The 22,138-nt window shown below is 59.8% G+C and carries 18 protein-coding genes; 12 read left to right on the top strand and 6 right to left on the bottom strand.

Features of this window, described 5'->3' with window-relative positions:
* The first annotated feature begins 5 nt into the window (after positions 1–5).
* The 5 genes from FKP33_RS10810 to FKP33_RS10790 are packed head-to-tail and all read left to right on the top strand — an operon-like array spanning position 6 to position 5,371.
* A complete protein-coding gene (locus FKP33_RS10810) occupies positions 6–1,277 on the top strand; it encodes a bifunctional cobalt-precorrin-7 (C(5))-methyltransferase/cobalt-precorrin-6B (C(15))-methyltransferase (RefSeq protein ID WP_054798273.1) in 1,272 nt (423 codons plus the stop codon).
* Entirely contained in the window at positions 1,274–1,984 is a 711-nt protein-coding gene (gene cobI / locus FKP33_RS10805) for a precorrin-2 C(20)-methyltransferase (protein WP_127608256.1), read from the top strand. Before FKP33_RS10810 ends, cobI begins: the two co-directional genes overlap by 4 nt.
* Complete coding sequence (cobM, locus tag FKP33_RS10800; protein WP_127608255.1) at positions 1,981–2,757, top strand: precorrin-4 C(11)-methyltransferase; 777 nt, start codon at positions 1,981–1,983, stop codon at positions 2,755–2,757. The genes cobI and cobM overlap by 4 nt, the downstream gene beginning before the upstream one ends.
* Positions 2,757–3,902 carry a cobalt-precorrin 5A hydrolase gene (locus tag FKP33_RS27675; protein ID WP_141335059.1) on the top strand — a complete coding sequence of 382 codons (1,146 nt, stop codon included), beginning with the start codon at positions 2,757–2,759 and terminating at the stop codon, positions 3,900–3,902. The genes cobM and FKP33_RS27675 overlap by 1 nt, the downstream gene beginning before the upstream one ends.
* Positions 3,903–3,949: 47 nt before the next feature.
* Positions 3,950–5,371, top strand: coding sequence for a cobyrinic acid a,c-diamide synthase CobB (locus FKP33_RS10790; RefSeq protein WP_141334990.1), 1,422 nt, complete (start codon positions 3,950–3,952; stop codon positions 5,369–5,371).
* A gap of 70 nt (positions 5,372–5,441) precedes the next feature.
* Here FKP33_RS10790 and FKP33_RS10785 read toward each other — a convergent pair whose 3' ends face one another.
* Positions 5,442–6,401: a hypothetical protein gene (locus FKP33_RS10785; protein ID WP_141334988.1), complete on the bottom strand. Its 960-nt coding sequence runs from the start codon at positions 6,399–6,401 to the stop codon at positions 5,442–5,444.
* A 144-nt stretch (positions 6,402–6,545) separates the two neighbouring features.
* On the opposite strand from FKP33_RS10785, the gene FKP33_RS10780 reads away from it, so the two are divergent.
* Positions 6,546–7,871, top strand: a complete 1,326-nt coding sequence (locus FKP33_RS10780) for a cytochrome P450 (RefSeq protein ID WP_141334986.1) — start codon at positions 6,546–6,548, stop codon at positions 7,869–7,871.
* Positions 7,872–8,180: 309 nt separating this feature from the next.
* On the opposite strand, the gene FKP33_RS10775 is transcribed toward FKP33_RS10780, so the two are convergent.
* Both FKP33_RS10775 and FKP33_RS10770 read right to left on the bottom strand, forming a co-directional pair.
* Entirely contained in the window at positions 8,181–8,390 is a 210-nt protein-coding gene (locus FKP33_RS10775) for a YwbE family protein (protein WP_054798278.1), read from the bottom strand.
* Between the two features lie 108 nt (positions 8,391–8,498).
* Complete coding sequence (locus tag FKP33_RS10770; protein ID WP_054798279.1) at positions 8,499–8,972, bottom strand: hypothetical protein; 474 nt, start codon at positions 8,970–8,972, stop codon at positions 8,499–8,501.
* Positions 8,973–9,469: 497 nt separating this feature from the next.
* Between FKP33_RS10770 and pheS the strand changes: the two genes are divergently transcribed.
* The 4 genes from pheS (at position 9,470) to FKP33_RS10750 (ending at position 16,235) form a co-directional block, all read left to right on the top strand.
* A complete protein-coding gene (pheS, locus tag FKP33_RS10765) occupies positions 9,470–10,504 on the top strand; it encodes a phenylalanine--tRNA ligase subunit alpha (RefSeq protein WP_127608249.1) in 1,035 nt (344 codons plus the stop codon).
* Positions 10,505–10,524: 20 nt separating this feature from the next.
* Positions 10,525–12,975: a phenylalanine--tRNA ligase subunit beta gene (pheT, locus tag FKP33_RS10760; RefSeq protein ID WP_127608248.1), complete on the top strand. Its 2,451-nt coding sequence runs from the start codon at positions 10,525–10,527 to the stop codon at positions 12,973–12,975.
* A gap of 112 nt (positions 12,976–13,087) precedes the next feature.
* On the top strand, positions 13,088–15,667 hold the full coding sequence (gene zapA, locus FKP33_RS10755) for a cell division protein ZapA (protein WP_127608247.1): 2,580 nt from the start codon (positions 13,088–13,090) through the stop codon (positions 15,665–15,667).
* Position 15,668: 1 nt separating this feature from the next.
* Positions 15,669–16,235, top strand: a complete 567-nt coding sequence (locus tag FKP33_RS10750; RefSeq protein WP_054798139.1) for a CvpA family protein — start codon at positions 15,669–15,671, stop codon at positions 16,233–16,235.
* Between the two features lie 658 nt (positions 16,236–16,893).
* On the opposite strand, the gene FKP33_RS10745 is transcribed toward FKP33_RS10750, so the two are convergent.
* From FKP33_RS10745 to FKP33_RS10735, 3 genes are all read right to left on the bottom strand, one after another.
* A complete protein-coding gene (locus FKP33_RS10745; protein ID WP_054798138.1) occupies positions 16,894–17,592 on the bottom strand; it encodes an SDR family NAD(P)-dependent oxidoreductase in 699 nt (232 codons plus the stop codon).
* A gap of 148 nt (positions 17,593–17,740) precedes the next feature.
* A complete protein-coding gene (locus tag FKP33_RS10740; RefSeq protein ID WP_230876053.1) occupies positions 17,741–18,154 on the bottom strand; it encodes a cupredoxin domain-containing protein in 414 nt (137 codons plus the stop codon).
* A gap of 195 nt (positions 18,155–18,349) precedes the next feature.
* A complete protein-coding gene (locus FKP33_RS10735) occupies positions 18,350–18,718 on the bottom strand; it encodes a phage holin family protein (RefSeq protein WP_054798137.1) in 369 nt (122 codons plus the stop codon).
* Positions 18,719–18,908: 190 nt separating this feature from the next.
* On the opposite strand from FKP33_RS10735, the gene FKP33_RS10730 reads away from it, so the two are divergent.
* The gene (locus FKP33_RS10730; protein ID WP_141334984.1) at positions 18,909–21,296 is read left to right on the top strand and encodes an endonuclease MutS2; all 2,388 of its coding nucleotides are present in this window, start codon (positions 18,909–18,911) and stop codon (positions 21,294–21,296) included.
* A gap of 159 nt (positions 21,297–21,455) precedes the next feature.
* On the top strand, positions 21,456–22,136 hold the full coding sequence (locus FKP33_RS10725) for a PspA/IM30 family protein (protein WP_141334982.1): 681 nt from the start codon (positions 21,456–21,458) through the stop codon (positions 22,134–22,136).
* Positions 22,137–22,138: the final 2 nt, after the last annotated feature.

Below are 22,138 nucleotides of genomic sequence, written 5' to 3'. Positions count from 1 at the left end.
GGAACATGGAAAATACGATCGTGGTGATGGGCGTCGGCGATGACGGGAGGGCCGGATTGCCGGACGCTTATTTGCAGCGGATCGCACAATGCGGGGTGCTTGTCGGCGGGGAACGGCAGCTGGAGATGTTCCACGACAGCCCGGCGGAGAAAGTCATGATTCGCAGCGGGCTTGGCGAACTCGTCGAACAACTGCGCAACGAGAGCCGGAGCACGGTGGTGCTCGCATCCGGGGACCCGCTGTTTTACGGCATCGGGGGGTATTTGGCGGCGAAGCTGCCCGGCCGGATCGAGGTATTGCCATTCGTGAGCTCGGTCCAGCTTGCGTTCGCGCGGATCGGCGAAGGCTGGCACGATGCCTTCACAGTAAGCCTTCACGGTCGGCCGATCCGGGGGTTGGCGCAGCGGATCGACGGCAAGCCGAAGGTGGCGCTGCTCACCGACGAGATCAACCATCCGGCGGCCGTTGCGGCCTATTTGCTGGAGTACGGGATGACGGAATATGAGGCGTTCGTCGCCGAGCATCTGGGCGGAGAGAAGGAGCGGACCGGCTGGTACGGTTTAACCGACCTTGCGGCCCTCTCGAGCGGCGACTTCGCGCCGTTGAACGTCGTCGTGCTGCGCGCCAAAAGCCCCGGCGTCATGCCCCCGGCATGGCCGCTCGGCATTGACGACGCCGAATTCGCCCAGCGGAAGCCGGATAAAGGGCTCATCACGAAGCGCGAAGTGCGCGTGTTGAGCATCGCCGCGCTCGGCCTGAAGCGGGACAGCATCGTGTGGGACATCGGCACGTGCACCGGATCGGTGGCCATCGAAGCCGCTCGCCTCTGCCCGGAGGGGGCCGTGTACGCCGTTGAGAAGAACGAAGGCGATCTGGCCAACGCCCGCGAGAACGCGCGCAAGTTCCGCACGGACATCACGCTCGTGCACGCTAAAGCTCCCGAAGGGCTGGAGTCGTTCCCGGACCCCGACGCCGTGTTCATCGGCGGCAGCGGCGGCGAGCTGCGGGATCTGCTGGCGCTGTGCTGCTCGCGTCTAAGACAGGGCGGTACGATCGTGTTGAACGCGGTGACGATTGAGAACCTGGCGGCAGCTGCGCAAGCTTTTGCCGATGAAGGCTTCCGGGCCGACATCACACTCGCTCAATTGAGCCGCAGCAAGCCGATCCTCGATATGACGCGGTTTGAAAGCTTAAATCCGGTTTACATCATCGCCGCCCGGCGGAAACCGGCGGATCACGAGTGCACCCTCACAGACAGAAAGGAAACCTCAAGATGACTAACCTTGGTACGCTTTACGGGCTCGGCGTCGGGCCGGGCGACCCGGAATTAATTACGGTGAAGGCGTTCCGCCTGTTGAAACAATGTCCTGTCATCGCTTACCCGCGTAAAAAATCGGGGGCCAAAAGCTATGCCCTTGCCATTACCGAGCTGTATGTGGACACGACGGAGAAAACGATGCTCGGGCTGACGTTCCCGATGACGAAAGACCGCGAGGCGCTGGAGAAGCAGTGGAACAAAACGGTCGATACCGTGTGGGAGCACTTGAATCAAGGGAAAGACGTCGCCTTCGTCACCGAGGGCGACACGATGCTGTACAGCACTTATATTCATTTGATGCGGCTCATGAACGAGCGCCATCCCGAGGTGCAGGCGGTGTCCGTGCCCGGCATTTCGTCGATCAACGCTTCGGCTTCGAGACTCGGCATTCCGCTGGCGGACGGCGACGAACAGGTGGCGATCGTACCGGCGACGGACGATTACGAGGCGATGCGGACGGCGCTCGAAACCCACGATGCCGTCGTGTTCATCAAGGTAGCGAAGGTCATCGACCTGATGCTGCGCGTGCTGGGCGATCTCGGCTTGACGGACAAGGCGTCCGTCCTGACCAAGGTGACCTCGGCCGAGGAGCAAATATGGCGCAACGTTGCCGACTTGGCGGGGCGGGAGCTCGAATATTTAACGCTGATGGTGGTGAGAAAATGAAAGTATATATAATCGGCGCGGGCCCCGGCGACCCGGATTTGATTACGGTCAAAGGGCTGCGCCTCCTGCAGGAAGCGGACGTCGTGCTGTACACCGATTCGCTCGTCAACGATGAGCTGATCGCGCGTGCGAAGCCGGAGGCGGAAGTGCTGCTGAGCGCCGGCATGAGCCTGGAAGAGATGGTGGGAATCATGGCCGACCGGGTCAGGGCGGGGAAAATGGTCGCCCGCGTCCATACCGGCGATCCGTCGATGTTCGGCGCCATCATGGAACAGGCGGCGCTGCTCAAGCGCGAAGGCATCGGCATCGAAGTCGTGCCCGGCGTCAGCTCCGTCTTCGCTTCGGCCGCCGCGATCGGCGCCGAGCTGACGATTCCCGAGCTGACGCAGACGGTCATTCTGACGCGCGTGGAAGGACGCACGCCGATGCCGGAACGCGAGCAGCTGCGCGATCTGGCCAAGCACCATTGCACGCTTGCGCTATTTCTTAGCGCGACGCTCACCAAGAAGGTCGTGCGCGAGCTGACGGAAGCGGGCTGGTCGCCCCAGACGCCGGTTGCCGTCGTGCAGCGGGCCTCGTGGCCGGATCAAGTGGTCGTCCGTTCCACGCTGGAGCGGCTCGACGAAGATATGCGGGTGAACGGCATTCGAAAGCACGCGATGATTTTGGCCGGTTGGGCGCTCGATCCGCATATTCACGAGAATGACGCGTACCGCTCGAAGCTGTACGACGCCACGTTCACTCACGGCTACCGCAAGGGGGTGAAGCCGTGATGCAAACGCCCGCCGCCATCAAGCTGCAGGAAGGAGCCGTGCCGGAAATCCGGCGCAGCGGCGATTATGCGGTTGTCGCGATCACGAAGCACGGCGCGGAGCTGGCCCGGCGCCTGCAAGCGTCGTTCGGCGGCGCCACCGATGTGTATTACATGTCCAAGTTTGCGCGCGGAGACGAGGCGGAGCGAGGCATCCAGCTGTTCGAGGGCAGCGTGCGCCTGCTGTATCCGGCGCTTTTTCCGGCTTATCAGGGGCTTGTCTGCATCATATCGCTGGGCGCGGTCGTCCGGATGATCGCTCCATTGCTGGAAGATAAGAAGAAGGACCCCGGCATCGTCGTCATTGACGACAAGGGCGAGCACGTCATCAGCGTGCTGTCGGGCCATTTGGGCGGCGCGAACGAGCTGACGCGCGAGGTGGCGGCGGCGCTCGGCGCCAGAGCCGTCATCACGACGGCGTCCGACGTGCAGAAGACGATCGCGGTCGACTTGTTCGGCCGCCGTTTCGGCTGGACGTGGGACAGCGCCGACAAGCTGACGCCGGTCAGCGCGTCGGTCGTGAACGAGGAGCGCGTCGCCGTCGTGCAGGAGTCGGGCGAGCCGGATTGGTGGCTGCACGACACGCCGCTGCCGCCGCATATCCGCACATACGGCGATATCTCAAGCGCGCTGGCGGACGAGCCGCAGGCGGCGCTGGTGGTGACGCACCGGCTGCTGGAGCCGGAGGAGCTGCCGATTCTGGCGAACGGCGTGCTGTACCGCCCTAAAGTGATTGCGCTCGGCATCGGCTGCAACCGCGGGACGTCCGCCGAGGAGATCGAAGCGGCTGTGCGCGATACGCTCAGCGAGCTTCGTTTTTCCTTGCAAAGCGTAAAGGCGGTCTGTACGATCGACCTGAAACAGGACGAGGAAGGGCTGCTTGCGGTATGCCGCTCGCACGGCTGGCCGCTCGTGTGCTATACGCCGCAGGAGCTGAACGAGATGCCGATCGACGACCCGTCCGACACGGTGTACAAGTTTACCGGAGCGTACGGCGTCAGCGAACCGGCCGCCAAACGATATACGGGTGCGCAGCAGTTGGCCTTGACGAAGAAAAAAAGCGGCAACGTCACGATTTCGGTAGCCGTCGCGCCTTTTTTAAAATAACGGAGGCGGGGCGGCTTATCCAAACGTTATTTAGGGGGATTGGCAGGATGGATCAGGAGTGTGCGGCGGCAGGCCGGCGTTGTCTCGTGATTGCGGGCACCGGAAGCGGCGCCGGCAAAACGACGGTGACGCTCGGCATCATGGCCGCCCTGAGAGGCAAAGGATTGAAGGTGCAGGGGTTTAAATGCGGGCCGGACTATATCGACCCGACGTATCACAAGGCGGTAACGGGCAGACCGTCGCGGAATCTGGATAGCTGGATGTTCGGAGCGGAAGCGGTGCGGGAGCTGTACGAACGCGCGTCGGCGGATGCGGACCTTGCCGTGATCGAAGGCGTGATGGGCTTTTACGATGGCAAAGACCCGAAATCGAACGTCGGCAGCACGGCCGAAATCAGTCTGCTGCTCGGTTCTCCGGTGCTGCTCGTCGTCAACTGCCAAAGCATGGCGCGCAGTGCGGCGGCAATCGTCAAGGGCTTTCAGCTGCTTGATCCGCGCGTGCGAATCGCGGCCGTCTTCGCCAACAAGGTCGGAAGCGCCGGGCATTACCGCATCGTGAAGGAAGCGATCGAACAGGAGTGCGGCGTTCCGGTCATCGGTTATTTGCTGCGGGAAGAGGCGCTGTCGGTGCCGGAGCGGCACCTCGGCCTCGTGCCTTCCATCGAACGGGGCGAGCTTGGAGGCTTATTCGACGCCCTCGCGGAGAGGCTGCAGCAGACAACCGATATGGACAAGCTGCTGGAGCTAAGCGAGCTCGCGGACGAGCTTGGGCTGCCTCCGAGTCCGGCGAATCGGATCTTCGCGGAACCGGCGAGGAAATACCCGGTAACCTTGGCTGTCGCCCGCGACGCCGCGTTCCATTTCTACTACGAGGAAAATCTCGAGCTGCTGGAGCTGTACGGCGCCCGGCTGCGCTTCTTCTCACCGCTGGCCGGGGAGCCGCTGCCGGAGGATGCGGGCGGCCTGTACATCGGAGGCGGCTTCCCCGAGGAGTTTGCCGAGCGGCTCGGCGCGCAAACCGCGGTCGCCGAATCGATCCGGCGGGCGGTGGAGCAAGGCCTGCCGACGCTGGCCGAGTGCGGCGGCTTCATGTACTTGACCGGGTCGATCCGCGATACGGACGGACGCAGCTTCCCGATGGTCGGCCTCGTCCCCGGACAGGTGACGATGCAGCGGAGGCTGGCGGCGCTCGGACTGCGCGAGGTGACCGGTTTACCCGGCAACTTCCTGCTGCCGGAAGGCGAGGCTGCGCGCGGGCACGAGTTCCACTACTCCGTCTACGAGCCGCCTGACGAGACGGCGCTCCCGGCGCATGCCTACGAGACGAAAGGCATGCGCGGGACGAAGACCGAAGGCGCTCTGCGGAACCGGCTGATTGCCGGCTACACGCACCTTCACTTTGCGTCGAATCCGGGCATCGTCCCGCGCTGGCTCGCAGAATGCGAGGCCTACAAGGCGGAGCGAGCCTAGCGGCTTATGCTGATCTTGCCTGCGCGATCCTTGCGCGAACCTGCACCGCCCACCGCTGCAGGGCATTGCATCAACGCGCTGACGAGTCCTTGTGCAGCTTCATCATCAGCCAAGCCAGCATATAGAGCGGAAGCGCGACGCCTGCCCAGCGAAAGACTCCAGGCGTCGCCGCCACATATAAGCTTAGCGGGGCGGCCCACAGCAGAGCCGCCAGCATTCCCCATGGCCGCCGCCGAACGGAGGAGACGATGGCGAGCAGTGCAGGAGCGAGACCGAACAGCAGCACCGCCAGCCATTCGCCGGGATTGGAAAGCGGCGCGTAGGGATTCAGCCAGATGAGGCTGACCCACAGGGCCGAGCTGTACACTCCGCCGCACAAGCCGATAACGCGCGAAAGGCTATAGAGCGGCAGCCGTTTGCGCTTCGTCGCAACGAAAGCACAGGCGATGGCGAACCCTAACGCAAGCAAGCCCGGCTTGGCAAGCGCGTGCGGCTGCGTCAGCTTGTTCCACGCCTGCTTCGCATACAAGGCCAGCCAGCCCGGTACCTCCGTCATCAGGCTGCCGGAGAGATCGGCTTGGGTGGAAGGCTTTACGCCGACGGGCAGCAGGGCCAAATCGTCCCGGGCATCCGTCAGCGCCTTCGTCCCTGCGCAAAGATGCGTCTCCAGCTCGCCGGGATGCCGCTCCTGCGCGTATACCAAATACGTTTCCCCCTGCTTAAAATCAATGCCGCACGAATGGAAGCCGGTGTACACGATAGCTTCCGAGGGCAGCTCGCCTTTCCGGATCGAATCGACCTCCAGGCGAACGGCATATCGTCTTCCGATTGCCCCGCTTTCATCGTATGGATCGTACGTCTCGCGGATGCCCAGCACCTTCCCCTCGAAAACTGCCGCCGCTTGTTCGGCGGCTTGCAGCGGAGTGACCGCCGCACAAGAACAGGCGGCGCACGGATGCGGGAAGGCGGCCCAAGCGAGAGCCGTCAGCGGCAATAATAGCGTCATCATCCAAATCCAGCGTTTCCTCACCTTCTCTTCCTCCCTTTTCGCACACTTTCGTTACGTATATCTTGCTTCTTGAAACGGTTCCCGCCCGATAAATGCCTGCGTTCTTCTAAACATGGTATACTTTGGGACATACATCCATAGGGTTTCGGAGGAGGCGTTCAAGCTATGTCTCGCATCGTAGACATCCGCACGTCGCGCATGCGCAATTTTATCGCATTTCAACGCGATCCGCTCGGCTTGTTAGTAGAGGTGCTGCAGGACGGCGACGTGATTTCCCTGCGTTCGGGAGAGAAGCGTCCCTCTTATATCGTCAATGCGCCGGAATTCATCCACGAAATCCTGGTCGCCAGGGAAGCGTATTTCCGCAAGGGCCGAAGCTCGGAAGTGCTTCGAAGGACGATCGGTGACGGGCTGCTGACGTCGGAAAAAGAGGAGCACCGGCGGCAGAAGAAATATTTGATGCCCGCGTTCTACAAAGAACGGATTCAGGCGTACGCGCGTATTGTCGCGGAGGAATCGCGGCGAGCGATCGAATCGCTGCAGGACGGACAGCCTGTGGAGCTGCATGACGAGATGATGCGCCTGACGTTATCCGTCATTGCCAAAGGCATGTTCGCAACGGATGTCGCAGAGCGGAAGAAAGAATTGGCGGACGCCGTCGATATCGCGATTCGCGAGTCGGCACGTACGTTGTTCTTTCCGTTCATCGTCCCGTTCGGTGTGCCGACACGGGGACACCGCGTACACAAACGGGCGATTCGTACGCTGGAGTCGGTTGTTCGGGAAGCGATAACGGATGCAAGAAAACGGCCCGACCGGTACGAGGAAAGCCTCCTTGGCTTGCTGCTCGATACGAAGGACGAGGATGGAAAGCCGATCACGGATACGGAAGTCCGCGATCAACTGATGACGATGCTGATTGCCGGTCATGAAACGACGGCCAATGCGCTTGTGTGGGCATGGTATTCGCTCGACCGGGAGCCGGACGCCGCCGCCAAATTTCACGCCGAAGTCGATGCGCCCGGGCAATCGGAAGGCCCGGCGTTCGAGCAGTATCGCAAGCTCAAGTACACCCAGCAGATCATACAAGAGACGCTGCGGCTATATCCGCCGGCCTGGACGATTCTGCGGGAGGCGGAGCGTGAGGTGGACGTGCTGGGGGAAACCTTCCCGGCGGGAAGCTCGTTTCTGATCAGTCCCTATGCGGTTCACCGGAATCCGCGCGTATTCGGCGACCCTTACGCGTTCCGGCCGGAGCGGTTTGCCGAGGAAAGCGCCGGCTGGCCGAGGTTCGCTTATTTTCCGTTCGGCGGCGGCTCGCGCGGCTGCATCGGCTCGCAGTTCGCGATGATGGAAGCGGCGCTTATTCTCGCGGAGCTGGGCAGGGCGTACCGGTTCGAGCGCACAACGGAAGCTGCGGCTATCCCCGAGCCGCTGATTTCCTTGCGGGTCAAAGGCGGCTTGCGGATGCGTCCATGCCGCCGAACGTAAGTCAGTCATGGAAGTTTTTAAGCGACGAGAGAGCGAATGAGGTCAACAAACTGCACGCCGACGAGCAGGTAGCATAGAGCGCAGCCTAGAAGAACAAGAAGCACATTTTTAAGCAGTTTCATAACGGAGGACTCCCCTTTCATATGGTTCGCGCCTCTCTCTATGTGTACGAGACGTACCTTATCCAGACGAAACAAAATGGAGCCAAGTTGCAAGTTTTCGAAAATTTTCGAAGAAAGGCGGAGAACATTCCTTCTCTATAACAGACGAACACCCCCGGCTCCGGCAGGATACGGGGGTGTTCGTCCGTTAAGAATTAGCGGCGCCGATAATGGCTTTCACGCGACCGACCTGGCCGTCCTGCAGCCGGACTTTAATGCCGTGCGGATGCGTCGGAGAGTTCGTGAGAATGTCCTTGACGATCCCGCGGGTCGTCTTGCCGGTCCGCTGGTCTTGCTTCAGCACGATATCGACCTCGAGCCCCGGGCGAATGTGACTGCGCTGCTGTCCTGTAAGCATGGTTCGTTTGCACTCCAATCCGATTGCTTTGTTCAAATTCAAATTCAAGTTCAAGTTCAAGTCCGAGTGTCCGCGGTGTTCGCGTTCACAGAGGTTCTTCCGCACCCATTACGGGCGCTTGAAGCCTTCCTCTTGCAAATACCGGGCCGCTTCTTCATACGTTTCGAAGGCGGATTCCAGATTCAAGCCGGCGTACAGGTACCACAGCTCGTCCTCGTGAATGAGCAGCAGCGTCTGGCCGTTCGGCCCGTGCCAGCGTTCTTCCTCCGCCGCATCGCCGCTGACGGCCTGCTCGGCGGATGTCTTCGGGGCGAGCGATTGGATCGACGCCCGAATCAGCTTGCGCAGTTCCTCGGCCGAGTAGTCGCGGATGTTCACGAGACCGCGCTCGTCCGTCGCATAGTCCGCCGTATGACCGGCATAGACGAAGCCGTTGCCGTTCGGGTGCAGGTGATAGACGACGATTTTCTTGTCGTAGCCGCTTTCTTCATAATGAAAATTAATGCGCCCGAGCGACACGTCTTTACGCGTCAGTTCGGGGAACGATTCGATCACGGACAATTTTTGTTCGAAGGTTAACATGAAGGACCCCACTTTTTCGTCATCTGCTAGCATGATTATCCATGAATTATACCACAGCCCCTTCGGATTCCAAACCGCCGAACCGGACCGGAAGGGCGGACGCCCTTGCATCTGCAGGCCCATTTGCATATAATACTTGTTAAATCCATACCGTCAAATGCGTGGACGGAGACAAGTAAGCAGTGCTTCTTCACAGGGAGGCCCCGCCGGAGATTGAGAGCGGGTCCGAAAGAATCAGGCTGCCGAAGTTCGCTCCCGAGCAGTCCCTTGAAACCGCGAAAGCTATCGCTGCGGCAAGTAGAGGGTCACCGGTTTACGAACCGTTATGTTCAACGAAGTGAGAAGCGCTTCGAGTCGCCCTGTTCAAGTGCGGCGTCGCAGCTTTCTAACAAGGGTGGTACCACGGCTTTTTCGTCCCTTATCCGGGACGGGGAGGCCTTTTTTGCGTGGCGTGGATATGGAGCATTCGTACAACACTTAAGGAGGGTAAGATCACGATGAAAGAACGTTTGTTGCAGTTGAAGGACGAGGCGCTCGGCGAGCTGGCGGGCGTGCAGAACCAGCAGCAGTTGAACGATCTGCGGATCAAATATTTGGGCAAAAAAGGTCCGCTGACCGAAGTGCTGCGCGGGATGGGAGCGTTGAGCGCGGAGGAGCGCCCGCTCATCGGGCAGGTGGCCAACGAGGTGCGCGGGGCTATCGAGGACGTGATCGAGGCGAAGCAGGCCGAGTACAACCGGGCGGAAACCGAGGCGCGGCTGGCAGCCGAGACGATCGACGTGACGCTGCCGGGACGTCCGGTTGCACGCGGGGCGGTGCATCCGATCAGCAAGGTGATCGAGGAAATCGAAGACATTTTCATCGGGATGGGCTATACGGTCGCGGAAGGGCCGGAAGTGGAGCAGGATTACTACAACTTTGAAGCGCTCAACCTGCCGAAAAACCATCCGGCGCGCGACATGCAGGATTCGTTCTACGTGACGGAAGAAATTTTGATGCGGACCCATACGTCTCCGGTTCAGGTGCGTACGCTCGAGAAGATGAAGGGCCATGTGCCGATCAAAATCATTTGTCCGGGCCGCGTCTACCGGCGCGACGACGACGATGCGACGCATTCGCACATGTTTACGCAAATCGAAGGGCTGGTCATCGACCGCAACATCCGCATGAGCGATCTCAAAGGGACGCTGCTCCAGTTCATGCGGGAGCTGTTCGGCAAGCAAACGCAAATCCGGATGCGCCCGAGCTTCTTCCCGTTCACGGAGCCGAGCGCCGAGGTGGACGTCACCTGCGCCATGTGCGGCGGACACGGCTGCCGCGTGTGCAAACATACCGGATGGCTGGAAATTCTCGGCTCCGGTATGGTGCATCCGCGCGTGCTGGAGATGGCCGGGTACGATCCGGAGGAGTACAGCGGCTTTGCGTTCGGCCTCGGGGTCGAGCGGATCGCGATGCTGAAGTACGACATTGAAGACATTCGTCATTTCTATACGAACGATCTGCGATTCTTGAAGCAGTTCGTCCACTTGTAAGAGAGAGGAGCGTGGACTAGGTGAAAGTATCTTACCAATGGTTATCTCAATATGTCGACGTAAGCGGTTATACGGCGAACGAGCTCGCCGAGAAGCTGACGCGCAGCGGCATTGAAGTCGATATCGTGGAAAACCGGAACAAAGGCGTGACCGGCGTCGTGGTCGGTTACGTGAAATCCCGCGAAAAGCACCCGGATGCCGACAAGCTGAGCGTTTGTAAGGTGGACGTCGGCCAAGCCGAGGAGCTGCAAATCGTATGCGGAGCGAAAAATGTGGACGCGGGGCAAAAGGTGCCCGTCGCCATCGTCGGCGCGAAGCTGCCGGACGGTCTCGTTATTAAACGCGCGAAGCTGCGCGGCGTCGAGTCGCAGGGCATGATCTGCTCGGCGAAAGAGCTCGGTCTCAACGACAAGCTGCTGCCGAAGGAAATTCAAGAAGGCATTCTCGTGCTGCCGGCGGATACGCCGATCGGCGCGGACATTCTGGAAGTGCTGGCGATTAATGACGAGGTGATGGACCTCGACTTGACGCCGAATCGGTCCGATGCTTTAAGCATGCTGGGCGCGGCTTATGAAATCGGAGCGATTCTCGGTCGCGACGTCAAGACCCCGGATAGCGCGTCCGGTCTGCAGGATACGGAGTCGCCCGTTACAGCATCCGATCGTATTTCGGTCGAAATTACGGCCAAGGACGCCTGCTCGCATTATGCGGCGCGGCTGATTGAAGGCGTGAAGATCGGGCCTTCCCCGCTCTGGCTGCAAAACCGCCTCATGGCGGCGGGCATCCGCCCGATCAGCAACATTGTCGACGTCACGAACTACGTGATGCTGGAATACGGCCAACCGCTGCATGCGTTTGACGCCGACCGTCTGGCGAACGGGCACATCGACGTCCGCTTCGCGCGCGAAGGCGAGAAGCTGGTGACGCTGGACGACGTGGAGCGGACGCTCGAGCCGCATATGCTGCTGATTACGGACGGTACGAAGCCGGTCGGACTCGCGGGCGTGATGGGCGGCGCGAATTCCGAGGTGTCGGAGGGCACGACGCGCATCCTGCTCGAATCCGCGAAGTTCGACGGCGGCACGATCCGCAAGACGTCGCGTCAGCTGGGCCTGCGTTCGGAAGCCTCGCTGCGCTTCGAGAAGGAAGTGAACCCGGAAGCGGTTATTCCGGCGTTAAACCGGGCCGCAGCGCTCATGGCCGAGCTTGCGGGCGGTCAGGTGGCCTCCGGTATCGTCGAAGCTGTGGCGCGCGAGCATCGTCCGGTGCAAATCGAAATCACGCTCGGCCGCATTAACAGTTACCTGGGGACGAGCTTGACGATGGACGAAGTGACATCGATCTTCCGACGGCTGAACTTCACGTTCGAGCCGCTGGAGCAGGACGGGCTGCTTGTTCATGTGCCGAGCCGTCGCGGAGACATTACCCGCACCGTCGATTTGATTGAAGAAGTGGCCCGTCTGCACGGGTACGACAACATCCCGACGACGCTGATGAACACGGAGACGACGCCTGGCGCCTTGACGAAAGAACAAGCGATACGCCGGACAGTCCGCCGCTTAATGACGGGCAGCGGGCTGCATGAGGCGATCACGTATTCGTTCACGCATCCGGAGCAAATCGCATCGTTCGCCGGGGCTTATCGGGATGCGCAGCCGGTGGCGCTGGCGATGCCGATGAGCGAGGAGCGCAGCGTGCTGCGCACGAGCCTTGTGCCGCATTTGATCGATGCGGCCTTGTATAACCGCAACCGGAACATCGACGACGTGGCGCTGTTTGAGATCGGACGCGTCTTCTTGAGCAGCGAGTCGTCGCTGAGCAAGCTTCCGGAAGAGAAGCTGCTGCTGTCCGCGCTGATGACCGGCAAGCGCAGCGAGCTGCATTGGACCGGAAAGCCGGGCAATGTCGACTTTTTCGACCTGAAGGGTGTGTTTGAGCGCGTTGTGTCGTACTTGGGCATCGAGGGCATTCGTTACGTCGCTGCTAAGCCGGAAGGCTTCCATCCGGGACGTACCGCTTCGATCGAAGTGGAGGAAGACGGCGTTTGCCGGGTGATCGGTACGATCGGTCAGCTTCACCCCGCGCTGCAGCAGGCCAAAGATCTCGCCGACACGTATGTGCTCGAAGTGGAGCTGGAGACGCTCGCGAAGCTGGCCGGCGAACGGTTTACGTACCGCCAACTGCCCCGGTTCCCGGCGATTACTCGCGATATGGCGCTCGTGGTGGACCGCGCTGTCGCCGTCGGCGATCTGATCGCAACGGCGCAAGCTACGGCCGGCGATTGGCTCGAATCGATTCAGGTGTTCGATATTTACACAGGCGACCGGATCGACTCGTCGAAGAAGAGCGTTGCGATATCGCTCGTCTACCGGACGCCTGAGCGGACGCTGACCGACGAGGAAGTCAGCGAGCTGCACGTCCGCGTCGTGGCGGCGCTGGAAGCTTCCTACGGCGCGGAATTGCGTAAATAACGAAGGCTGCTTTTGACCGACAAAACGTATTAACTCCTAGCAGGAAAAGCAATTCTCCGTATCGAATAATTCAGGATACGGAGAATTTTTTGTGTGAAAGGGGAACGGCTTCGTGAACGGTGAAGATAAAGTACGGATGACCGTCGACATCTATGGCTCCCAATATAAATTAGTATCCAAATCCAGCCCTTCCTATATAAAACGCGTCGTTGCCGTCGTGAACGACCAAATGCACCGCATCGCCGCCGGCAGTCCGCGTCTGGATCTGCCTAAAATCGCCGTTCTTGCGGCCGTCAATATGGCGGACGAATGGACCCGCATGCAGCAGGAGGTCGAAGCTGCGCAGGAACAGCAGCGGGAGCTTGCGAGGGTGCAGGGCGAGCTGGCGGCTTTAACGGATAAGTATGGGGAGCTTCAACAGTCGGTTGACGCCGATCGCGAGCGGCTGCGGTCGTTGTCGGCGGAACGCGATGAGCTGCTTGCCGTTAAAGCGGCGTTCGAAGGGAAGCAAGTCGAGCTGCAGGGGCAGGTCGAGGAGCTGGGCGCTTTGTACGAAGTCGCTGAAACGGAGCTGACCGAGAAAACCGAGCTGCTGCGCATCCGGGAGGAACGGCTGACCCAGCTCGAAGTGCAGATGGCCGAAGCGCTGGAGCGTGCGCGCGAGTTCGAAGGACGCAGCGCGGAGCAGGCTCGCGAGACGGAGCGTCTGGGGCAGCTGCTGCAGGAAAGCGAGCGCCTGCGCGAGGAACTGCGGCTGCGTCTCGGCGAAGAGCAATCGCAGCGCAGCCGTCTGGCGGAAAGCTTGGCGGCGCTGGAGCTGGAGCATGCGGAGCAATTGCGCAAAGCGGAGCAAGCTGCGCAGCAGATCGCTGACTGCGAGCGGCAGCGCGCCGAGCTGGAGCGCCGTTTGGGTGAAGCGCAAGGAGAGCGCGAGACGCTGGCGGCGCGGCTGCGCGAGCTGGAGGAGCTTACGGCCGAGCAGTCACGCGAAGCGGAGCAGCTCGCGTTGCGGCTGCGCGAAGGCGAAGAGTCGCGTGCTGCGTTGGAGCTTCGCTTGAGCGGCTTGTCCGCTGAGCGGGAGCTTCTTGCTGAGCGCGTCGCGACGGGCGAGCGGCAGTACGCCGAGCTGAGCGAGCAGCTGGATCAGCTGCAGGAGCAGCTCGGCGGCAGGCAGCAGGAAGTGGAGCTGCAGGTGGCGCTCTATGACGAGCTGCTGGAGCAAAGCAGCTCGCGTGAAGCGGAGCTGAAAGCGCAGCTGGCCGCCTCGGAAGAGCGCGCGCGGCTTGCGCTCGAAGTGGAGGCAGCGCGCCAAGCCGAGCTGAAGCAGGAAGCGGCCGAGCAGGCGGCAGCGGCCGACGCGCGTCTGGCGGAGCGCGAAGCGGAGCTGGAGCGCCGCATTGCGGAGCTTGGACGGGAAGCGGCCGAGCAGGCAGCGGCGGCTGACGCGCGGCTGGCGGAGTGCGAAGCGGAGACCGCTCGCGCGCTCGAAGCGGCCGAGCAGCGCAGGGCAGAGGAGCTGCGCGAGCAGCAAGAGCAGCACCGCCGGCTGCAGGTGCAGCTTGGCGAGCAGCTCGAGCAATGCCGCGAGCAGCAGCAGCGTGCGGATGGGCTGCAGGCGGAGCTGGAGGCGCTGCGTTCGGCTCAGCGGGAGCAGGCGGAGGAGCTCGAGCTGCAGCTTGAGCTGTACGGCGTGCTCGAAGCCGAGCTGGCCGGTCAGCGCGAAGACAGCGTAACGCGAGAAGCGGAGCTGCGTCAGGCGCTTGAGGCGGAAGCTGCGCGCATACGGGAGCTGGCGGAAGCGGAGGCAGCGCTGCGCGCGGAGCATGCCCGCGAACTGGAGGCGCTGGAGCAGCGCCGTGTGAGCGAGCTGGCCGAGGCGGAGGCTCGTGCGCGAGTGGAGCTGGAGGCGCGGGCGGCCCGGGCAGCGGAGCTGCAGCAGGAGCTCGCGGAGCGGGAGCAGCGCGGCCAGGAGCTGGAGCGGCAGCTCGGGCAGCAGCAGGCGTATAACCTGCAGCTGCAGGAGAGCAGCAGCCAGTGGCAGCGGCGGAGCGAAATCCAGGCGTCACAAGCGGACGAGCTGCGTACCTTGCTGCAGGGCAAGCAGGAGGAGCTTGGGCTGGTGCAGGAGCTGTATGACGAGCTCCAGAAGAAGTATCAAGAGATGGTTCAACGGCTCGCGGAGCAGGAGTCCTCGAGCACCCAAGAGAATGAACAGCTTCGAACGCGGCTTGCCGAGCTCGAGCGTCAGCTTGAAGAACGGGAACGCCGCTTGATCGACGCGCAGAAGGAAGTGTTGGGCGCCCAAGAATTCAGTCGCGCCCTGCAGGAACAATGCGCGGCCTGGGAAGCGAAGCAAAAAACGTCGCTCGAAGAGCACAACGTCCTGACTGCCCGTCTTGCCTCGCAAGCCTCGCGGATTAACGAACTGGAAGCTGCGGTTTCGCAGGCCGGTCAATTGCAGAAAGAGTTCGTCTCACAGCAGCGTGAACTTAGCTTGCAGGTGGAGCTGTACAATGAGCTGCAAGAGGAGCTGAAGCTCCAAATCGGGCAGCACCAAGCGCTGCAAGCCGAGTATGACGCGCAGCAGGAGAAGGCCGAGCGGGTGTTCCGCGAGCTGGAATCGCTGAAATCGGAATACGAGAAGCTGCAGGTCGAATATAACGAGTGGATCGAACTTGTGGAGAAAGATTAGCATGCAGCCGATGAATGGCTTGGATTACGCGGTTCTGGCGGTCGTTGCCGCCGGAACCGTGCTCGGTTACGCCCGCGGTTTCGTCGGGCAACTCGTTTCGTTTGTCGGTTTGTTTCTGGCCTATGTCGCGGCGTTTGCTTTTTATGACGACACGGCCCCGTGGATTCGCAGCCTGTTGAACTTGTCGGAGCATGAGACGTACCGCAAGTACGCGTTTTTGGCGGAAGGCCTGCATCTCGATACGTATGTCTACAACGCGCTGGCTTTCGGCATTCTGCTGTTTGGCGTCAAGCTCGGCTTCAGCGTAGCCGGAAGGCTGCTGAACTGGCTGGCCGCCGCACCGGGCATCAAGACGGTAAACAAGTGGAGCGGCGCCGCGCTCGGGTTCGTGGAAGCGGGGCTGATCGCGTTGATCGCCGTACACGTCATGACGGTCTTTCCTAACGATACGGCGCAGCGCTTGCTCCAAACGTCGATGACAGCCCCGTATATGTTGGAGCATACGCCCGTCGTGACCGACAAGCTGCAGGAAATGTGGGAGAACCGCTCGGAGCGGGTGAAAGCGTAACTTGTACAGCGCTTGCCATGCCGCTGCGATCTGCATCTATGAGATGTCCGACGTTCACCACAGGCCATCATGCAAAATAGGTTTGACGAGCGGCGTATATTTTCGAGATGAACGGTTCATATTAGACTTCGACGGTGAAAGCGAGAGAGGTGTGGTTCCGTTGGAGGTTCTAACGAGCAATGCCGGGGAAGTTGTTGTTGAATCCGACTAGAAGCGAGGGGATGTGCCGCAGAGACGTTATTGTAGTATCCGTACTGCATAGTGTTCAATGAGGGTAGACCCGAGATTCATAAGGTTCAGAGCAGTGACCAAATTGTGTTCACCGTCAGGGACTCCGCAAGGAGTCCTTTTTGGCATACTTTCCAAAAATAGCGGAACACGGGTACCTTGATTCTCAACTTTCAGCACCCATTCGGGCAAAAGCGGAACTGTGGTCTCTTATACGGGGGAATTTCGCTACAAACGCTGCAGAGAGGTGAAAATGCGACCGCAGCCGCCCCAAGTTCCGCTATTATACCAAACGCCAAAACAAAAACGTGGATAACGCATCTGGTTCCGCGATCGCGTCCCTGTCATCGCGTCCCGCCGCTGCGGCCACCGAGCCAGCCTTCTCGCCTTCGCGTTCCGCCTTCGGCTCCCCGCTTTCGCGCTATGCGCCTTATTCCAACACCGTTCCCGCTTCGACCAGCCTCCCGGTGAAGCCGGGGTTGCTTAGCGCAGCCAGAGCAGCGATATCCGGGGCGACGAGGTGCGGGTCTTTACCGGTGGCGTGCATTTCGGACTTGATCGTGCCTGGATTGAACAGGTTCGCCAGAATCCGGTAGCTGCTTTCTTCCTCGGCCGTTGTCCGGGTCAGCGACTCGAGCCCGGCTTTGCTGGCGCTGTATGCGGCGAAGCCGCCCGCTCCGTTGGTAGCGAGCGAAGAGGTGATGTTGATGATGTGCCCGCCTTTTTGCTTGCGCATCGTCGGCAGCACGGCGCGCGTCATCAGGAAGGCTCCGGTGAGGTTGACGCTGATCTGTTCGTTCCAAGCCGAGAGCTCCGTATCAATCACTTGTCCGGTTTCGTAAACGGCGGCGTTATTAATCAGAATATGAATCGTACCGAATCGTTCCACGGCTGTGCGAACAAGCCTATTTACATCGGCTTCTTGGCTGACGTCGGCCTGTACGGCCAAGGCCGAGCCGCCGCTGGCTGCAATTTCGGCGGCGACCGCTTCGATTTTACCGAGTCGCCGGCCGCACAATACGACGGTAACGCCCGCGGCCGCCAACGTTATCGCCGTAGCCCGTCCAAGTCCTGTTCCTGCTCCTGTAACAATCGCCGTTTTTCCCTTCAAGCTTGCCAAATTTACCATCCTGTCCGCTCCTTTGCCGATTTTTTATTATTATAACAGCCGCTGGTACAGAGGGGAAATTATATTTCCTGATAAATCGCATAAGGAAAAGTTACTTCATAAAAAAAGCGTCCCTTTCGAGAAAGGACGCTTCTGCGGTATATTCGATTTATTCGACGATCAATTTCGATTTCATGGAGATGTGGCCCTGCCCGCAAGGAACGGTGCAAATAATATCATAGGTGCCGGCTTTGTCGGCCTTCACGGTAGCCGTCTTCGACCCGTTATCCAGCTTCACATTCAAACCGTTGATCGAGATGCCGTGCATGCCTTCTTTGTTTTCCAGCGTAAAGGTGACGTCTTGGCCTTGTTTCACCTTGTATTCCTTCTGATCGAATTGGAAATTGGTGGCGACCAGCTTCACTTGCTGAGCCGAGGAGCTTGAGCTGGAAGCTCCTGTCGAAGCTGGCGGCTGCTCTGCCGCTTTAGGGGCTTCCTTCGCCCCGCATGCCGCTAAGGAAAGCATAAGGGCGAATGCCGCTAACGTTACGATCCATTTATTCATATTCATCTTGATTCTCATTTGTAATCCCTCCGTCTCATTTACATGTCCGGGCATTGCTGCATCCCGTAAAGTAAGTGTAACTCGAAGAGGGACTTTTGGCTGTGTCGGGCGGGTGACAACAATATGAACAGATCGTGAAGTAGCCCGGGCAAGTGAAAAACCCAGCCGCACCGCGGGAAACGGTTCGTTCGCGGCTGGGATGAACCGTGGTTGTTACTTGGCGTCTTCCCGTCCTGAAATGCCATGTTCGAACGGCGTTTTGACCGGAATGAACAAATCGATAATCCCGACCACAAGGGCGGCCAGAATCGCGCCGACAATGCTTGTCGAAACGCCGCCGACAATAAACTGGGCGAGCCAAATGACGAGTGCGCTCACGAGAAAACCGACGATACCCCGGCCGAACGGCGTAATTCGCTTGCCGAACACGCCTTCGATAACCCAGGCGGCGACAGCGATGACCAGGGCCAGGAAGAACGCGCTCCAGAATCCTCCGACAGTGAAGCCGGGAACGATCCAGCTTACTACGAGCAGCATAAGAGCGGAGACAATAAATCGGACTAGATGACCTAACAGATACATCAGACTCATTCCTCCTTAGCGGAACTTATTGTGCAGCATGCTCATCCGGTGCAACATTTAGGGTTGCCTTGAACCCCGGCCGGTATGAATGGAAGGTGAAGGGAAAATCATTCGCTTTGGTTCCGCAAGTTGGATATAATAGCAGGTGTAAATGGTTAAGCCAGAAAGGCAGGGACCCATGGGGAAACTGATGAAACCTACGAAATCGTATAATGAAAAAATATTGAATACGCTGGACTATCACTCCGTCTTGGAACGGTGCGCCAACCATGCTTCAACCTCGCTCGGACAAGAACGGGTGCTGGAGACGGTGCCTAGCGGACTGTTTCCCGAGGTGAAAAAAAGGCTTCAAGCGACCGACGAAGCGGTCAATGCCGACCGTCTCAAGGGCGCGGCGCCGTTCGGCGGTATTCGGAATATTCGGAACGCCTTGCATCGCGCGCGCATCGGCGGCGTTCTGAATCCGTCGGAGCTGCTCGACGTCGCGATGACGAGTCAGGGCGGCAGGCGGCTGGGACGCTTCTTAAGCGACGTAAACGACGATTACGCGATCCCGTCATTAATGGAGCTTATTGGACAGCTAACCGATCATAAGCCGATGGAAGACCGCATCCGCCAATGTATCGACGAGAATGCGAACGTGGTCGATAGCGCAAGTCCGGAGCTGGCGCGGATCCGTCATGAGCTGCGGGGCAGCGAATCGAAGGCGCGTGAGCGTCTGGAGCAGATGGTGCGTACCCCCTCGATTCAAAAAATGCTGCAGGACAACCTGGTCACGATCCGCAATGACCGGTATGTCATCCCGGTGAAGCAGGAATACCGCAGTCATTTTGGCGGAATGATCCATGATCAGTCGGCGTCGGGCGCCACGTTGTTTATTGAGCCGGAAGCCGTCGTACAGATGAATAACCGCGTCCGCGAGCTGAAGCTCAAGGAAGAAATCGAAGTCGAAAAAATATTGCGCATGCTGACGGTGCTCGTCGCCGAAGCCGCGGATACGCTGCTCGTCAATGTCGAGGCGCTGGCCGAGCTCGATTTTATTTTCGCCAAAGCGGGACTCGCCCGGGAGATGAAAGCGACGCTGCCGATTTTGAACGACCGCGGCTTCATCAAGCTGAAGCGCGGCCGGCATCCGCTCATCGCGAGCGAGCAAGTCGTACCGATCGACGTGGAAATCGGCAATAAATATTCTTCCATCATCGTTACCGGCCCGAATACAGGCGGTAAGACCGTCTCGTTGAAAACGGTCGGTCTGCTGTCGCTGATGGCGATGTCGGGACTGTTCGTTCCGGCCGAAGAGGGCAGTCAATTGTGCGTCTTCGACGCCATTTACGCCGATATTGGCGACGAGCAAAGCATCGAGCAAAACCTCAGTACGTTCTCCAGCCACATGACGAATATTATCCGGATTCTGAAAGAAATGACGCCAAAAAGCCTGGTGCTCCTCGACGAGCTCGGCGCCGGCACGGATCCTGCGGAAGGCTCTGCCCTCGCCATCTCGATTCTTGATTTCATGCACCGGATGGGCTGCCGGATTATCGCCACGACGCATTACAGCGAGTTGAAGGCGTACGCGTACGACCGTCCAGGCGTCATTAACGCCAGCATGGAGTTCGACGTGCAGACGCTGCGGCCGACTTACCGGCTGCTGATCGGCGTGCCCGGACGAAGCAACGCGTTCGCGATTGCCGAGCGGCTTGGCCTGCCGCGCGCCATCATCGAGAGCGCTCGCGGTCAAGTGGGCGAGGAAGAGCAGCGGGTTGAATCGATGATTGCCACGCTCGAGGAGAACACGCTGCAGGCTGAAGCCGAGCGGACGACGGCGGCACAGCTGCGCAACGAAGTCGAGACGCTCCGCGAGGAGCTGAAGCGCGAACGGCAGAAGTTTGAAGAACAGCGCGACAAGATGCTCGAGCGCGCCGAACGCGAAGCGCGGGAGGCGGTAGCTAAAGCCCGGCGCGAAGCCGAGGAAGTCATTGCCGAGCTGCGCCGCCTGCAGCGCGAGGAGGCCGGGGGCGTTAAGGATCACAAGATCAGCGAGCTGAAGCGTAAAATGAACGACGCCGTGCCGGAGTTGAAGGCCAAACACGCGGTCAAATCGGCGAAGAAGAAGCCGGATCGCCTGGAGCCGGGCGACGAGGTGCTCGTGACCACGGTCGGGCAGAAGGGTCATGTCGTCGAGATCGTGGGCGAGCATGAGGTTTCGGTACAGCTCGGCATTCTCAAGCTGAAGGTGAATAAAGCTGACGTTGAGCTGATTAAAGCGGCTTCCGCGCAGCCGAAGCCCCAGCAGCCGAAGGCGACGTCAAGCCTGAAGCGGACGCGTGACGACAACGCGAAGATGGAGCTTGATCTGCGGGGCGCGAATGTCGAGGAGGCGATTGTGGAAATCGACAGATTTCTCGACGAATCGTATTTGGCGAATTTCGGCCAGGTCTATATCATTCACGGCAAAGGAACCGGCGTTCTGCGTTCCGGGGTGCAAGAATATTTACGCAAGCACAAGCATGTGAAAAGCTACCGCATGGGCAATTACAATGAGGGCGGGGCCGGAGTAACCGTTGCCGAACTGAAATAGTCCCGAGTCGAACGCGCATATCGAATTTTTTCTGCGATCCTCTGAAACGAAAAGCCTCTTGCTTTCGTAATAAAGAAGTGTAAACATCGATGTTCAGGTTGAAGGGTCTGCAGGCTTGTTTTCCACATAAATAATAATTTGAGAGGATGTTAGGTAAAGATGGGGATTTTTAAACGATTGCGCGATTTGACGATGGCTTCGATTAACGACTTGCTTGACAAGGCCGAAGATCCGGTGAAAATGCTGAACCAGTTCCTCCGCGATATGGAAGAGGACATCCTCGAAGCGGAAACCGCAGTCGCGAAGCAGATCGCGATTGAGAAAAAGTTCAAGCAGCAGTATGAGGAAGCGCTGGAAATGGTGCAAAAGCGCGAAGAGCAGGCGCTCAAGGCGCTTGAATCCGGCAACGAAGATTTGGCCCGCCGCGCGCTTCAGGACAAGAAGGAGCATCAGGCGCGTTACGACGAAATGAAAGCGCAGTTCGATACGGCCAAAGCGAATGCAGATCGCCTTCGCGGCCAGCTGGCCGAAATGAAAGACGAATTCGGCAAGTTGAAGAGCAAGAAGGAAGTGCTGGTGGCCCGGGCGGAAGCGGCTAAAGCGCAGAAGCAAATCAACCAGGCGATGTCCGGCTTCGGTACCGATAATGCGGCCAAAGGCTTCGACCGTATGAGCGAGAAGGTGCTTCAGCTTGAAGCGGAAGCCGAAGCGAGCAATGAACTGCGCGGCAAAAACAAAAGCTTGGACGACGAGCTCGATGCGCTTGGCAAGAACGACGGCGTCGAAGACGAGCTAGCCGCTTTGCGTGCCAAACTGGCTGCCAAGAAACAATCGGAATAAGA

It is taken from the genome of Paenibacillus sp. tmac-D7 (assembly GCF_006519665.1).
Classification (GTDB): Bacteria; Bacillota; Bacilli; order Paenibacillales; family NBRC-103111; genus Paenibacillus_G; species Paenibacillus_G validus.
The sequence above is the reverse complement of the archived record's forward strand: the minus strand, read 5'-3'. Positions and strand labels throughout refer to the sequence as shown.